This window comes from Nocardia sp. NPDC056952 (assembly GCF_042674185.1).
GTDB lineage: Bacteria > Actinomycetota > Actinomycetes > Mycobacteriales > Mycobacteriaceae > Nocardia.
This window is the reverse complement of record NZ_JBHURA010000015.1, coordinates 1-13,613: the sequence shown is the minus strand read 5'-3', so window position 1 is coordinate 13,613 and position 13,613 is coordinate 1. Positions and strand designations below refer to the sequence as shown.

Annotated in this window: 14 protein-coding genes, 1 tRNA gene and 1 pseudogene; 9 read left to right on the top strand and 7 right to left on the bottom strand. The window is 67.3% G+C overall.

All coding sequences use genetic code 11. The features are described 5' to 3' along the window. The first annotated feature begins 153 nt into the window (after window positions 1-153). Complete coding sequence (locus ACFTS5_RS31980; RefSeq protein ID WP_378638491.1) at window positions 154-522, top strand: nuclear transport factor 2 family protein; 369 nt, start codon at window positions 154-156, stop codon at window positions 520-522. On the opposite strand, the gene ACFTS5_RS31975 is transcribed toward ACFTS5_RS31980, so the two are convergent. After that, window positions 523-1,233 carry an NAD(P)H-binding protein gene (locus ACFTS5_RS31975; protein WP_378638489.1) on the bottom strand — a complete coding sequence of 237 codons (711 nt, stop codon included), beginning with the start codon at window positions 1,231-1,233 and terminating at the stop codon, window positions 523-525. Window positions 1,234-1,306: 73 nt separating this feature from the next. Continuing rightward, window positions 1,307-1,378 (bottom strand): annotated as a pseudogene (locus tag ACFTS5_RS31970) (hypothetical protein); the annotation flags it as partial. A 63-nt stretch (window positions 1,379-1,441) separates the two neighbouring features. Between ACFTS5_RS31970 and ACFTS5_RS31965 the strand changes: the two are divergent. Continuing rightward, entirely contained in the window at window positions 1,442-1,858 is a 417-nt protein-coding gene (locus ACFTS5_RS31965; protein WP_378638487.1) for a winged helix-turn-helix transcriptional regulator, read from the top strand. 12 nt (window positions 1,859-1,870) lie between these two features. Here ACFTS5_RS31965 and ACFTS5_RS31960 read toward each other — a convergent pair. Further along, window positions 1,871-1,958 (bottom strand) — tRNA-Ser (locus ACFTS5_RS31960). Between the two features lie 144 nt (window positions 1,959-2,102). On the opposite strand from ACFTS5_RS31960, the gene ACFTS5_RS31955 reads away from it, so the two are divergent. Then, window positions 2,103-3,086, top strand: coding sequence for an NAD(P)H-quinone oxidoreductase (locus tag ACFTS5_RS31955; protein ID WP_378638485.1), 984 nt, complete (start codon window positions 2,103-2,105; stop codon window positions 3,084-3,086). Window positions 3,087-3,092: 6 nt separating this feature from the next. Here the strand turns inward: ACFTS5_RS31955 and ACFTS5_RS31950 are convergent, their stop codons facing one another. Continuing rightward, window positions 3,093-4,295, bottom strand: coding sequence for a cysteine desulfurase-like protein (locus ACFTS5_RS31950; RefSeq protein ID WP_378638484.1), 1,203 nt, complete (start codon window positions 4,293-4,295; stop codon window positions 3,093-3,095). A gap of 86 nt (window positions 4,296-4,381) precedes the next feature. On the opposite strand from ACFTS5_RS31950, the gene ACFTS5_RS31945 reads away from it, so the two are divergent. The 6 genes from ACFTS5_RS31945 (at window position 4,382) to rsgA (ending at window position 9,970) form a co-directional block, all read left to right on the top strand. After that, on the top strand, window positions 4,382-4,960 hold the full coding sequence (locus tag ACFTS5_RS31945) for a bacterial proteasome activator family protein (RefSeq protein ID WP_378638481.1): 579 nt from the start codon (window positions 4,382-4,384) through the stop codon (window positions 4,958-4,960). 311 nt (window positions 4,961-5,271) lie between these two features. Further along, window positions 5,272-6,099, top strand: coding sequence for an ABC transporter permease (locus tag ACFTS5_RS31940; protein ID WP_378638681.1), 828 nt, complete (start codon window positions 5,272-5,274; stop codon window positions 6,097-6,099). A gap of 12 nt (window positions 6,100-6,111) precedes the next feature. Next, window positions 6,112-6,954, top strand: a complete 843-nt coding sequence (locus ACFTS5_RS31935) for an ABC transporter ATP-binding protein (protein WP_378638478.1) — start codon at window positions 6,112-6,114, stop codon at window positions 6,952-6,954. Next, window positions 6,951-8,039: a glycosyltransferase gene (locus ACFTS5_RS31930; protein ID WP_378638475.1), complete on the top strand. Its 1,089-nt coding sequence runs from the start codon at window positions 6,951-6,953 to the stop codon at window positions 8,037-8,039. The genes ACFTS5_RS31935 and ACFTS5_RS31930 overlap by 4 nt, the downstream gene beginning before the upstream one ends. A 64-nt stretch (window positions 8,040-8,103) precedes the next feature. After that, the gene (locus ACFTS5_RS31925; RefSeq protein ID WP_378638472.1) at window positions 8,104-8,640 is read left to right on the top strand and encodes a hypothetical protein; all 537 of its coding nucleotides are present in this window, start codon (window positions 8,104-8,106) and stop codon (window positions 8,638-8,640) included. A 298-nt stretch (window positions 8,641-8,938) separates the two neighbouring features. Continuing rightward, window positions 8,939-9,970: a ribosome small subunit-dependent GTPase A gene (gene rsgA / locus ACFTS5_RS31920; protein WP_378638470.1), complete on the top strand. Its 1,032-nt coding sequence runs from the start codon at window positions 8,939-8,941 to the stop codon at window positions 9,968-9,970. 76 nt (window positions 9,971-10,046) lie between these two features. Here the strand turns inward: rsgA and ACFTS5_RS31915 are convergent, their stop codons facing one another. The 3 genes from ACFTS5_RS31915 to ACFTS5_RS31905 all read right to left on the bottom strand — a co-directional run. Further along, window positions 10,047-10,961 (bottom strand): GNAT family N-acetyltransferase, encoded by a 915-nt coding sequence (locus ACFTS5_RS31915; RefSeq protein ID WP_378638467.1) that lies wholly within the window; start codon window positions 10,959-10,961, stop codon window positions 10,047-10,049. A gap of 3 nt (window positions 10,962-10,964) precedes the next feature. Then, a complete protein-coding gene (locus tag ACFTS5_RS31910) occupies window positions 10,965-12,863 on the bottom strand; it encodes a glycosyltransferase (protein ID WP_378638464.1) in 1,899 nt (632 codons plus the stop codon). Window positions 12,864-12,972: 109 nt separating this feature from the next. Next, a partial coding sequence (locus ACFTS5_RS31905; protein WP_378638461.1) for a GtrA family protein occupies window positions 12,973-13,613 on the bottom strand: 641 nt, incomplete at its 5' end.

The following is a 13,613-nucleotide window of genomic DNA, read 5'->3' as shown; positions in this document are numbered from 1 at the left end:
CGCGCGGCGACAACCCGCTCGGCCGAACCGGCCACCCACCCGGTGGGTGGCCGGTGGTCGACGGGTTACGCGCGTTCGGCGGCGAGCGTAGGGTTCTCGATACGGGCCGAATCGCCCTGGTCCGGCTCGTTTCGACGAGCGAGGGAGCCCCCGATGAGCACCGCATCCAGTTCGGGATTCGATGCCGACGCACTGCGCCGCGGAATCGAAAGCCGTGATGCCGCGACACTGCTGACGCTCTACAGCGACGATGCCGAGATCCGCATGGTCGACCACCGCGACCAGCCGAGCCACCCCCGGGTGATGCACGGCCGCTCGGCGATCAGCGCGATGTTCGACGACGTGTGCTCCAGGGAGATGACCCACTCCCTCGACAGCGTCTTGATCGACGGCGACCACATCGCCTTCGTGGAATCGTGCCGATATCCGGACGGCACGCGCGTCCTCGCCCACTCGATGGCGAATCTGCGCGACGGTCGCATCGTCGACCAGACGTCGATCCAGGCGTGGGACGAAGAGTAGTCAGCGGAAATCGGCGACGTGGTCGGCGGCCCATCGGCGATAGTCGCGGGCCGGTGACCCGGTGACGTCGTGCACGGTGGAGGTCACCGAGCCTGGTGTTCCGACGAGTCCGGCGAGTCCGCGCAGCACCACGCGCGCGATGTCGGGCGGGAGCCAACCCATGTACGCCACCGCTTCTTCGGGGCTGATCTCCTCCCACACCAGCGTGCGGCCGAGTGCGGCGCCGATCGCTGCGACCTGGTCGATCCGGCTCAGCGCGGCCGGGCCGGTCAGGTGGTACTTCGCCCCGGCGTGGCCGTCGGTGGTCAGTGCGCGCACGGCGACCGCGGCGATATCCGCCTCGTGCAACAGGGGCATCGTGGCGGCACCGTACGCGCCGCGCACGACGTCGCCCGCGCGAATCTGCGGCGCCCATTCGACAGTGTTGGTGGCGAAACCACCGGGCCGCAGGAAGGTCCATTCCAGTGACGACTCGGTGATCGGCTGCTCGATGAGGGCGTGCGCCCGGCCGATCGGGTGGTCCTGCTCGTCCAGTTCGTCGCGGACCGAGGCGGAGGAGAGCAGGACGATGCGGCGCGCGTGTGCGGCGATGCGGGCGACGACCCGCTCCGCGATCTCCGCCGGCAACATCGGCCAGGTCAGGTACACCGCGTCGATGCCGTCGAGTGCGCTGTCCAAGGTGTCCGGGATGGTCAGGTCTCCCTGCACCACCTCGATAGCCGAAAGGCAGCGACGCCGCGCGCGGGTCGCGCGCCAATGCCCGCACCCGCGTTCCGCCCGCGGCGAGCTGCGCCGCCACCTGACCGCCGACATGACCGGTCGCCCCGATCACCAGAACCCTGCTGATATCCACCATGGGCCCAACCGTAGGAAGGCGACTTACCATTGGAAAGGGCATACCGATAGGTAAGCTCATGGCATGGTGGTAGGAGTCCCGGACAGCGACCGGCCCGCACTCGGTCAACGTGACGTATTCGACAAAGAGTGTCCGGCCCACGCCATCCTCGGCAAAGTCACCAGCCGCTGGGGCGTGCTGATCCTGGCCGCGCTACTCGACGGCTCGATGCGATACCACGTCCTGCGAGACCGAATCGGCAGCATCAGCGAGAAGATGCTGTCGCAGAACCTGCGCACCTTCACCGACTACGGCCTGGTCGAGCGCACCGTCGAACCCACTGTGCCCCCACAGGTTTCCTACGCCCTGACACCGATAGGCCACGAGGCAGCCGACAAGCTCCACGGCCTGCTGGAATGGGTGAGCACCCGAGCCGAAGAAATCGAAACCTTCCGAACGGGTGGGCCCGTGCCAGGACCGAAGCTCCTCGACCGATCCTGACCTGCGGGTCTTTGGCGGAGACGGAGGGATTTGAACCCCCGATGGTGTTACCCATGCTCGCTTTCAAGGCGAGTGCATTCGGCCGCTCTGCCACGTCTCCCTGGGAAGGATGGTAGCCGACCCGATCCGGCCCTCCGCAAGTCTGGGCGGACCTGGGCCGGGTTGTCTCACGCCGGCGAGAACTGTCCGCGACATGGGCGCGGGGTTCTGGCTACCGGCGGGGTGTGGGGAGAGGATTGGTGTCATGTACGCGATTGAGCTGAACGGGTTCGGTGGGCCGGAGGTCATGGAGTGGACCGTGACGGTCGATCCGGAGCCGGGGCCCGGTGAAGTGTTGGTGGAAGTTGTTGCTGCGGGGGTCAATCGGGCCGATGTGATGCAGCGGAAGGGGTTCTATCCGCCGCCCGCGGATGCGAGTTCGATCCTCGGGTTGGAGTGTTCGGGGACGATCGCGCGGTTGGGGGCGGGGGTGACGGACTGGCAGGTCGGGGATCGGGTCTGCGCGTTGCTCGCCGGGGGTGGGTACGCCCAGTTCGTGGCGGTACCCGCGACGCAGCTGTTGCCGATTCCGGAGGGGATGGACGCTGTCGCGGCCGCGGGGTTGCCGGAGGTGGCGGCGACCGTGTGGTCGAACCTGGTGATGACGGCGGGGCTGCGATCGGGGCAGCTGGTGTTGATCCACGGCGGCGGTGGCGGGATCGGGACGCACGCGATCCAGGTGGCGCGCGGGCTCGGAGCGCGGGTCGCGGTGACGGCCGGGTCGGACGCGAAGCTGACCAAGTGCGCCGAGCTGGGAGCGGAGATCTTGATCAACTACCGGACCGGCGACTTCGTCGCAGCGGTCGCGGATCAGGGTGGGGCCGACGTGATTCTCGACAACATGGGTGCGAAGTACCTGGAACGGAACGTGGAGGCGCTCGCACCCTATGGGCAGCTGGTGGTGATCGGGATGCAAGGGGGCGTCAGCGGAACGCTGAATATCGCCGCACTGCTGCGTAAGTGGGGCACCGTCGCGGCGACCAACGTGCGCGGCCGTCCACGATCGGGGCCGGGGAGCAAGGCCGAGATCATCGCGGCGGTCCGCACACAACTGTGGCCACAGGTGGCCGCCGGCGAGATCGTGCCGGTGATCTCCACCGAGCTGCCGATCACCGAGGCCGCCCACGCGCACGAACTGCTCGACGATTCGCAGACCTTCGGCAAGGTGATCCTGCGGGTTCGCGACTAGCGCACGCTATTCGAGGGCGGTGAGGGCACGGCCGAGCTGGTCGATCTCGTAGCGGGTCGTATAGGGCGCGAGCCCGATCGTCACCGCACCGCCCTCATCGTTCACACCCAGCGCGTCGAGTAGTCGGCTACCGCCGTGCACACCGCTGACCGTCCCGATCCTGGCATCGGCCAGCTTGGCCGCCACCTTCTCCGCCTGCATCCCGGCCATCGTGAAACTGACCGTCGGGATGCGGGTGGAGGCCCGGCCGATCACGGTGAGGTTGTCGACCTTCTCCAGCACCTGCATGAGGTGATCGAAGAGCTGGTCGTGATAGTCCTGCAGCGAGGTGATCGACATCTCGAGGCGTTCGCGGCGGGTGCCGGAGGCGCGCTCGTCGAGCCCGGCGAGGAAGTCGATCGACTCGGTGAGCCCGGCCAGCAGCGCGTACTGATGCCCGCCCACCTCGAGGCGTTCAGCGCCCTTGGCATAGGGGTTGAGCGACATCGAGGGGATGCGGTCGAGGAACGCCGGGTCGCGGAAAACCAGTGCGCCCACCTGCGGTCCACCCCACGACGGCGCGCTCAGCGCGACGACGTCGGCATTGAGTTCGTCGATGTCGATCAGCGCGTACGGCGCCGCGCCGAACGCGTCGGCCACCAGCAGTCCGCCCACATCGTGGACCCGATCGGCGGCCACCCGGACACCGGGCGCCGACCCGACGATCGGTGACGCGGCGGTGAGCGCCACCAAGCGCGCGGTCGGCCCGATCAGCTCCTCGAACTGCCACGACGGCATCTCACAGGTCTCGATCTCCACCTCGGCCCAGCGCACGTGCGCGCCGTAGCGGTTGGCGATGCGCAGCCACGGGGCCACATTGGCCTCGTCGTCCAAACGGGAGAGCACGATGCCGGTGCCGAGACCGAGGCGTGAGCTCAGCGATTCGGCCAGCCAGGCCAGCAGTACCGCGCGATCGGGACCGAGGACGACGCCGGCCGGATCTCCACCGACCAGATCGGCGACAGCTTCCCGTGCGGCGTCGAGGATCGCGCCGCTGCGCGATGCCGCACCGTGGCGGCCGATATGGGAAAACGAAGAGGTGCGGAAACCCGTTGAGACGGCACGAGATACCGAATCGGGAACCAGCATCCCCGCCTGCGGGTCCAGATGGATCCAGCCGTCGCCCAGGGACGGTATCAGGCCCCGAACCCTCGCGACGTCATAAGTCATGGTGGCCACTTTAAGGGCAGGGGGCCTCCCGGGGTAACCGCGTGGGGGTTTTAGCGCGAACCCGGCGCACACGCAATGATGGGGATATGACGCACTCGGAGGATGTCCCCGAATCCATCGTCGTGATCGGTCCCGACGGCCGTCCACTGACCGTGCCCGCCGACGCCGACAGCGGGTCCGCGTTCACCGCGCAGGTCGTGCCGGACGACGAGAAGGCCGCGAGCGAGTCGGCGGAGTCGCTGACGGACATGGTCGAGCAGCCCGCCAAGGTGATGCGCATCGGCACGATGATCAAGCAGCTCCTCGAGGAGGTTCGCGCCGCACCGCTGGACGACGCCAGCCGCTCGCGCCTCAAGGAGATCCACAAGTCCTCGGTCCGTGAGCTCGAACAGGGCCTCGCCCCGGAACTGCGCGAGGAACTCGAACGCCTCACCCTCCCGTTCACCGACGACTCGGTGCCCTCGGACGCGGAACTGCGCATCGCCCAGGCCCAGCTCGTCGGCTGGCTGGAGGGCCTGTTCCACGGAATCCAGACCGCGCTGTTCGCCCAGCAGATGGCCGCCCGCGCTCAGCTGGAGCAGATGCGCCAGGGTGCGCTTCCGCCCGGAATGCACGCGGCGGACGCCAAGGCGGGCGGCCATGTGGGCGGCGGTCAGTACCTGTAAACCCCCCGAGTCTCTTGTTCGCGGCCCGCCTCGATCTGGACTGAGCGGAGGGTGCGACGAAGGAGTACCCGGAGGGAGGGAAGATCGAGGCCCCCCAGGGCCGCGACACCCGGCGCCAGCCGGAAAACAACACTGTAAGGTCGGGGACCGTGCCCGCCGCTGCCGCTCGTCCTGATTCGGTCTCCGATCGCAGTGACGCGCGTACCGAAGAGAGCCCCGTGCATTCCGAAGACACCCCCACCGACGCAGAGGTGACCGAAGCCGCCGCTGCCGAGCACACCACCGACGCCGCGCTGCTGGTGAGGACGCCGATGGTGTCGGATTCGCAGACCTTCGGGCGTGCGTTCAAAGACATGCGCGACGGACTACACCAGCGCGAGCTGTGGTTGTCGCTGGGTTGGCAGGACATCAAGCAGCGCTACCGCCGGTCGGTGCTCGGTCCGTTCTGGATCACCATCGCGACCGGTTTGCAGGCGCTGGCGATGGGTCTGCTGTATTCGACACTGCTGGACCAGCCGATCAGTGAGTACCTGCCGTATGTGACCGTCGGCCTGATCGTGTGGAACGTCATCAGTGCCTCGATTCTCGAGGGCTCCGACGTGTTCATCGCCAACGAGGGACTGATCAAACAGTTGCCCTCGGCGCTGAGCGTGCACGTGTATCGCCTGGTCTGGCGGCAGTTCCTGTTCTTCATCCACAACGCGGCGATCTACGCGGTGCTGGTGGTGGCGTTCTCGATCTGGCGTGATCTGGATCTGTCGTTCCTGCTGGTGGTTCCCGCGATCCTGCTGCTGTTCCTCAACGCGATGTGGGTGACGATCGTCTTCGGCATCTTCTCCACCCGCTACCGCGATATCGCCCCGATCCTCGGCTCGATGACGCTGATGCTGTTCGTGCTGACCCCGGTGATGTGGTCGACGAAGGCGCTGGAGAACTCGGTCGGTGGTGCGGGCGACCGCGCCAAGCTCCTCGAGATCATCCCCACCTATCACTACCTGGAGATCGTGCGCGCTCCCCTGCTCGGTGAGCCCTCGGAATGGCACCACTGGGCGATCGTCGGTGCGATCACCGTCGTCGGCTGGGCCGTCGCGATCCTGGCGCTCAAGCAGTACCGTGCCCGCGTCCCGTACTGGGTTTAGGAGCAGTTCTCGATGAGCCGTGTGAGTATCGAAACCCATGATGCGTGGGTCGAGTTCCCGATCTTCGACGCCAAATCCCGGTCGCTGAAGAAGGCGTTCCTCGGCAAGGCGGGCGGCGCGATCGGGCGCAACAGCTCCGACGTGGTGGTGGTCGAGGCGCTGCGCGACATCAACCTCTCCCTCAAGGAAGGCGACCGGGTCGGTCTGGTCGGCCACAACGGCGCGGGCAAGTCGACGCTGCTGCGTCTGCTCTCGGGCATCTACGAACCCTCCCGCGGCAGTGCGCGCATTCGCGGTCGGGTGGCCCCGGTGTTCGACCTCGGCGTCGGCATGGATCCGGAGATCTCCGGCTACGAGAACATCATCATCCGCGGCCTGTTCCTCGGGCAGACGCGCAAGCAGATGATGGCCAAGATCGACGAGATCGCCGACTTCACCGAGCTCGGTGAGTACCTGTCGATGCCGCTGCGCACCTACTCCACCGGTATGCGGGTGCGGCTGGCGATGGGTGTGGTCACCTCGATCGACCCCGAGATCCTGCTGCTCGACGAGGGTATCGGCGCGGTCGACGCGGAGTTCATGAAGAAGGCCCGCACGCGGCTGCAGTCGCTGGTCGCACGGTCGGGCATCCTGGTGTTCGCCAGCCACTCCAACGAATTCCTCGCCCAGCTCTGCGATACCGCGATGTGGATCGACCACGGTCAGATCCGCGAACAGGGCGGGATCGAGGACGTTGTGCGAGCGTATGAAGGGCCCGAGGCGGGTAATCACGTGGCACAGGTGTTGCGTGATCTGGAAACCGAGGGCGCACTCGGCGCGGCGGGCGAGAAGAAGCTGGAGCAGAATCAGGTATGAGCGGTCAACGTGACGAGGCTGCCCCGGCTGCCGTGCCGGGTGGGTTCAGCATGACCGACCGTCTCGAGGCGACGCTGGCACCCGTCGAGCCTGCCGCCGTGCTGCCCGACGACGCGCTGCCCGCGGTCGTGCTGCCCGACGACGCGGAACTGCCCCCCGGCGCCGAACCCGCCGACATCACGACCGAGACCGGCCCCACCGCGCGGATCATCGCGGTGGTCGTCACGCACAAGCGCCGCGAACTGCTCGCCGAGTCGTTGAAAGTGCTCGCCTCGCAGACGCGTCCGGTCGACCATCTGATCGTCGTCGACAACGCCAACGAGGACGCGGTGGCCGAGCTGGTCGCGCAGCAACCGATCGAGGCCACCTACCTGGGTTCACGCCACAACCTCGGCGGCGCGGGCGGTTTCGCGCTCGGCATGCTGCACGCGCTCACCCAGGGCGCGGATTGGGTGTGGCTGGCCGATGACGACGGCCGCCCCGACGGGCCCGAAGTGCTCGCGACACTGATCGATTGCGCGCGCAGGCACAACCTGGTCGAGGTGTCGCCGGTGGTCTGCGACATCGACGAGCCGGACCGTCTCGCGTTCCCGCTGCGCCGCGGCGTGGTGTGGCGGCGGCTGCGTTCGGAGCTCGGCGACGAGGACTTCCTGCCCGGCATCGCGTCGCTGTTCAACGGCGCGCTGATCTCGGCGAAGGCCGTCGACCTGATCGGTGTGCCCGACCTGCGGCTGTTCGTGCGTGGCGACGAGGTGGAGGTGCATCGCCGCCTGGTCCGCTCCGGGCTGCCGTTCGGCACCTGCTTGCAGACCGCCTACCTGCATCCCAACGGCGCCGAGGAATTCAAGCCGATCCTGGGCGGGCGGATGCACACCCAGTACCCGGACGATCCGGTGAAGCGCTACTTCACCTACCGCAATCGCGGCTACCTGATGTCGCAGCCCGGCATGCGGAAGCTGTTGCCGCAGGAGTGGATCCGATTCTCCTGGTTCTTCCTGGTGACCCGTCGCGACCCGGCCGGGCTCAAGGAATGGTTCCGGCTGCGATCGCTGGGGCGCAACGAGCACTTCGGTAAACCCGACTAGCCCCTGAAACTAGGGGGTAGTTCGCTCTGGCAACAATCGGCGATTCGGTCTTACTATGCGAAACGTGACCTTCGCAAAGAGTTTCGCATCCGCCGCGGCGACCGTGCTCGCCGGCACCGCGCTCTGTCTCGCCGCACCCGGCACCGCCCAGGCGGACGACCAGTGCCAGCTCGGCTGGTCCAATGTCGGCCCGCGCTCCTGCGTGATGAACGAAGTCAGGACCGCGCCGGTGGCGACCCTGGGCAACGGCGTCTGCGTCGGCATCCTGAACGTGGCGGGCACCGCGTTCGACGGACCGCTCAATTCCCCGAGCGTGGCGCCCGGCGCCACCCACAGCATCGCCCTGCGCGTCTCGCAGGGCTTCTCCCCACTCGGTAACTGGGCGCCCACCGTGCTGGCATGCGATGTGAACGTTGTCGTCGACTGGCGGAACCTGGACAGCGGCGCCACCGGCTCGGTGACCCGCTTCATCCCGGCCACCAGCACCAGCACCTACCCGGTCCAGGACGTGATCGCGAACACCGGCCCCGGTCGAGTCCAGGTCACGGTCCGCACCGACAAGCCCAACATCCCCCAGTCGACCGAAGTCTTCGTGCCGTAAGCCCCGAACGCCTACCTGCGGGACAGCAGGCGTGCCGTCATCAGGCCGCGCGACAGCGCGAGTTCGCCCATGTGAAGACGGCGCGAGACCGCGCACGGAAAATGAGTTGCCGGGTGTCGGCGTGGTCGGGCACAGTGGTGTTCGAACGTTGGAGAGGAGGTGGATGTCCGTGAGTACACACGTGTGGATTGCCGTGGCCGGGCGGCGCGATTGTGCGCCTGCCCAGGTTGCTCCGGACATCACCTCAACTCGCTGAACCCGTCGTTCGGGTTCGGCACCCGACGAAGGATTCCTTACGATGGTCGACTACGACCTGCTCGTCCCTTACGGCTGGACCGAAGCCGTAGCTTCTGAATATCTGCCGCTCCTCGGCGATCTCGCACCCGCTCGCATCGTGAGGATGGACCGCAGCGAATGCGATGTGGTGACCCCGCGCGGCCCGGCGCGAGCCGCCTGCCCGCGCGACATCACCGGACTGTGCACCGGTGACTGGGTGGGACTCGATGCCGAGGGCACTGTGCGACAACTGCTCCCACGACACTCGGCGATCATGCGGTCGTCGGTGTCCGGGCGCTCGGTGGCCCAGGTGCTGGCCACCAATGTGGATACCGTGCTGATCTGTTCTGCCGCCGACGGTGATGTCGACCTGGGGCGGATCGAACGGATGCTCGCGCTGGCCTGGGAGAGCAATGCCCAGCCGGTCGTCGTGCTCACCAAAGCTGATGCGGCGGAATATCTTCCGCTCGATGAGGTGCGCGCGGTAGCGCCCGGCGCCACCGTGGTCGCGGTGAGTGCCGCTGTCGCGGTCGGTCTCGATGTGCTCACCGCGGTGCTCAGCGGCACCGTCGCCCTGATCGGGCCGTCCGGTGCGGGCAAGTCCACTCTCGCCAACGCACTGCTCGGCGCGGAAGTGTTCGCCACCAACGCGGTTCGTGCCGTGGACGGTAAAGGCCGCCACACCACCGTGCATCGGGAACTGCGGCCTCTCCCCGGCGGCGGGACGCTCATCGATACCCCGGGACTGCGCGGCATCGGCCTCTATGACGCCGCCGACGGCATCGGCAAGACCTTCAGCGACATCGAATCCCTCGCCGCCGATTGCCGTTTCGCCGACTGCGCCCACGAGACCGAACCCGGGTGCGCGGTCCAGTCCGCCCTCGCCGACGGCACCATCGCCGAACGCAGGCTGACCAGCTATCGCAAGCTGGCCAAGGAGAACGAGTGGATGGCCGCCCGCACCGACAAACGTCTGGCCGCCGAACGCGAACGAGTATGGCGCGACATCAGCAAACAGCAGCGGAAGAACTACCGCGAACGTGGCCGCCGCTGAGCCGGAGCAGTTGATCATCAGGCACTCACGCGAACAACGGCCGAGAGCCGAACCGCGTCAGTGCCTGATGATCTCGCTAGTCCTGTTCGAAGGTGACGTGGGCGCGTTGCGATGCGGTGCCCTCGGCCAAGTCGATCAAGTAGTCGATGGTGCCCGAGTCGGAGCCGAAGTGATTGCCGGCGTAGTAGGAGTAGTTCACCATGAGCCGGCCGTCGTCCATGGCCACCGCGAGCGCGGGCCGGTTCTCCGCTCGTGACCAGCTGTGGTCGATCTCCAGCCCGCCTATCGTGCGCAACTCCCGACCGGACAGGGCCAGCGTCCAGCGGTTCTCCGGGCCGTGGCCGAGGTATTCCTCGACATGGATCGTCCGGAATCGCGCCGTGACCACCCGGCCGTCGGGCAGCAGGATGAACGGGACCTCGCCCTCGGCATAGAGGTGGCCGGGCTCGGGATCGTCGTGGAGTTCGGTGTGCCACAGGTCGTTGAGTCGTGGTGCGGGCCAGCCTTTTTCCTCGGCCTCGGCACGCAGCGACGACCAGTGCCCGGCTCGGGTCCGCTCGTAGGCGAAGTCGATGACGTGGGAGCCGAGGTAGCGTTCCGCGGTCGTGAACACATCCGGGTCGGCCTGGTTCGGCTCGCTCACCGCTACTCCTGCGGCGCTCGCGACCTCGTGGACGGCGGCGAGCAGGGTCGCGCCCGCGCCGGTGCCGCGCGACGACTCGGTGATCAGGAATTCCGAGATACGCAGATCGCCCGCCGACCACTTGCTCGGTCGGGACAACTCGTAGCTCGCGAAACCGACGGGTGTCTCGTCCTCGACGATCAGCAGTGGCGCCGGTCGCCAGTCGGAAGAGTCGTTGTGGGTGAGCTGCCGTGTGCGGCGCAGGATGTCGGCCGGACGGCGCACCTCGAAATGCGCGTGCAATTCGGCGTGCAGCCCGGCGGCCGCCTCCGCGTCAGCAGCGGAGGCGGCCCGGACGAAACGGGTCATGGGTCAGCTCGGGTCGATGCCGTACAGCCGCGCCCAGTTCTCCCGACTCGTGAGTTCCGGTACGGCCCTGCGGTATTCGGCCTGCAACGCCGGGAGTTCCTTACGGAGCTTGCGCAAGGTGCGGTAGGCGCGAATGAGCAGTGCGCGAGCACGAGCCTTGTCCCGGCGACGTACCCGCACGCCGGACTGGGAAGCGTCGGTGACCACCACGTGCTCGAACAGCCCGATGTGCCACCAGTGCGCGTCCTCGCGGGTGACGCCGATCAGACCGGGCTGGGTGCGGCCGGTCCACTGGGTGATCGCGCGCTTGATCAGCACCAGGGTGACGCGGCTCGGTTCGCCGCTGGCCCGGCGCACGGAGATGTCGGCGGAGTTCACCGGCGGGGTGGCCGCGGGGTGCTTGATGGTTTCGGGGTAGTCGTTGCGGCTGCTGCGGGCGGCGGCGAGGGCGTCGATACCGCCGTCGCGCAACGCCTTCGGGCCCTTCATGAAGTCTTCGATGCCCTGCAGGGTGGTGTGCACCAGCCCGTACTGCATGCCGACGAGGTGTTCGGCGATATAGCGGAAGAACTCGCGTGTGATCGCCTTGCCGTCGAGATCGGTGTGCAGGGCGCCGACGATGAGCGAGTTACGGGTGGAGAAGTACCGCGCCCAGTCGTCGTAGTCCTTCCAGTAGAAGTCGGCGTGCCAGACGGCGGCGTTGGGCAGGGTGACGGTGACGAAACCGTGCTCGCGCGCCCGGATGCCGTATTCCACGTCGTCCCACTGGAAGAAGATCGGGACCGGCAGCCCGATCTTGGCGACCACCTCGGCCGGGATCAGGCAGGTCCACCAGGCGTTGTAGCCCGCGTCGACGCGACGCTCCTGGTTCTTCTTGAGCATGGAGGTGTTGCGCAGTGCCTTGGGCACCTTCTGGCCGTGCTTGAGCTCGTGCAGATGCACTTCTTCCGCGCCGACATTGAGGTAGTCGGGGTTGAGCAGGAACAACATCTGCGCGCCGACCAGAGTCGGTTCGACGGTCAGATTGGCGAACGCCTGTAGGCGCAGGACGGTCTCGGGCTCGCAGAGGATGTCGTCGTCCATCAGGATGACGTCGGCGTGCTCGTTGGCCGCCGACACCTCGTACAGGCCACGGGTGAAGCCGCCCGCGCCGCCGAGGTTGGGCTGGCGGATGTAGCGCAGCTTGTCGCCGAAATCAGGACGGACCTGCTGGAACAGCGGGCGGTCCTCGACCAGGTCGGTGCCCTGGTCGACGACGTACACCGCGTCGATCGCGGCCAGCACGGTCGCGTCCGAGGCCAGCGCGGCGACGGTGTGCGCGCAGTCCTCGGCCCGGTTGAAGGTGCAGATCGCGATGGCGACCGGGCGCACCTTCTCGGGCGCCTGCGCGGTCCAGGCGAGTTCGGTGATGTCGAGTTCGCCCCCGACCGCGTCGAACTCGAGCCACAACGCGCCGCCGTCGACGTACTGATCCAGCGGTGCCGTCAGCGAGACGACCCCGCTGCTGGTCGCCACCAGCGAGGCGATGATCCGGCGGTGCCCGGCGATATCGGAGGCGACCAGCCGCACATTCGCCAAGTTGGCGACCACCAGATGCGCACCCACCGACACCTCGGTGACGGTGGTCCAGCGCTGCCAGTAGCTGGCGGCGAATCGGCCGAAGTAGGTGTTGGTGTGCGCGGTCGCGCCCTTGGGCAGGTGCAGCGAGTGCCGTTCGCGGACGGCGGCACCCCCCTTGACGACGGCGTAAAGGTCGTCGTTCACCCGCGCCGAGGGCCCGGTGAAGATGCCTCGGGCCAGCACGAGCCGCTCGGGCGCTGAGTGTTCACCGCGCAACGATGCGGGCGCGGCCTCGCGCCGATCGTTCGATTCGGTCACGGCTTTGGTAGCCGACTGCTCCATGAAGTCCTCGAAATTCTCGGTATCGACTGCGCCGGCGCAGGCAGTCACGTAAAGAAGGGCGTCGCGGCGGGCGGGGCGAGGATATCAATCACACGCCACCCGCGCGTTGTCAGTGAGGAGTTGCCGCACTCCGCGCGTGTTGCTCATCGCTTGCCGATGAGCCGGTGAAAACGAATTTGCTGTAGGCCCAATAGCGGAATACGACCGCCATCGTCTGCCCGATCACCGTGGCGGAAATGTTGTCCGCCAGCGGCGACGACAGGTCGAGCACATATCGGGAAAAGCCGAGGCAGCCGAGTTGCAGGAGGATCGCTACGACATTGACGATCGCGTACAGAACATATTCCCGAACAGGGCTGCCGGACTTGCGGTGCGAGTAGGTCCACCACTTGTTGCCGAAGTAGGTGACCACCGTCGCCACCACGATCGCGATGATCTTGGCGACCAGCGGCGAGTGATAGAGCACACCTTCGGAGAAGGAGAAACCCCCGCCCCAGAACACCAACAGGTTGTAGGTCCCCGCATCGACGAGAAACCCGATCGCCCCGACCACGAGAAACGCCGCACCCTGCCGCAACCCAGCCACCACCTTCGACACAAAGGGCACAGCAGGCGGTTCAACTGATTGCGACACGCCCTGACGGTAGCCAACCACCACCCCGACCCCTAGGGAGGGTCGGCCACGCAGTGGCCGGTTCGCGGCCGGGTCGCCGGTTAGCCGCCGTTGCGTAGGCGACGAAGGAGCAAGCA

Coding starts and splice junctions, on each gene's coding strand:
- ACFTS5_RS31940 (WP_378638681.1), top strand. CDS start 5,272: ATGGTGTCGGATTCGCAGACCTTCGGGCGTGCGTTCAAAGACATGCGC.
- ACFTS5_RS31910 (WP_378638464.1), bottom strand. CDS start 12,863: ATGGAGCAGTCGGCTACCAAAGCCGTGACCGAATCGAACGATCGGCGC.
- rsgA (WP_378638470.1), top strand. CDS start 8,939: ATGGTCGACTACGACCTGCTCGTCCCTTACGGCTGGACCGAAGCCGTA.
- ACFTS5_RS31955 (WP_378638485.1), top strand. CDS start 2,103: ATGTACGCGATTGAGCTGAACGGGTTCGGTGGGCCGGAGGTCATGGAG.
- ACFTS5_RS31950 (WP_378638484.1), bottom strand. CDS start 4,295: ATGACTTATGACGTCGCGAGGGTTCGGGGCCTGATACCGTCCCTGGGC.
- ACFTS5_RS31915 (WP_378638467.1), bottom strand. CDS start 10,961: ATGACCCGTTTCGTCCGGGCCGCCTCCGCTGCTGACGCGGAGGCGGCC.
- ACFTS5_RS31965 (WP_378638487.1), top strand. CDS start 1,442: ATGGTGGTAGGAGTCCCGGACAGCGACCGGCCCGCACTCGGTCAACGT.
- ACFTS5_RS31935 (WP_378638478.1), top strand. CDS start 6,112: ATGAGCCGTGTGAGTATCGAAACCCATGATGCGTGGGTCGAGTTCCCG.
- ACFTS5_RS31945 (WP_378638481.1), top strand. CDS start 4,382: ATGACGCACTCGGAGGATGTCCCCGAATCCATCGTCGTGATCGGTCCC.
- ACFTS5_RS31980 (WP_378638491.1), top strand. CDS start 154: ATGAGCACCGCATCCAGTTCGGGATTCGATGCCGACGCACTGCGCCGC.
- ACFTS5_RS31930 (WP_378638475.1), top strand. CDS start 6,951: ATGAGCGGTCAACGTGACGAGGCTGCCCCGGCTGCCGTGCCGGGTGGG.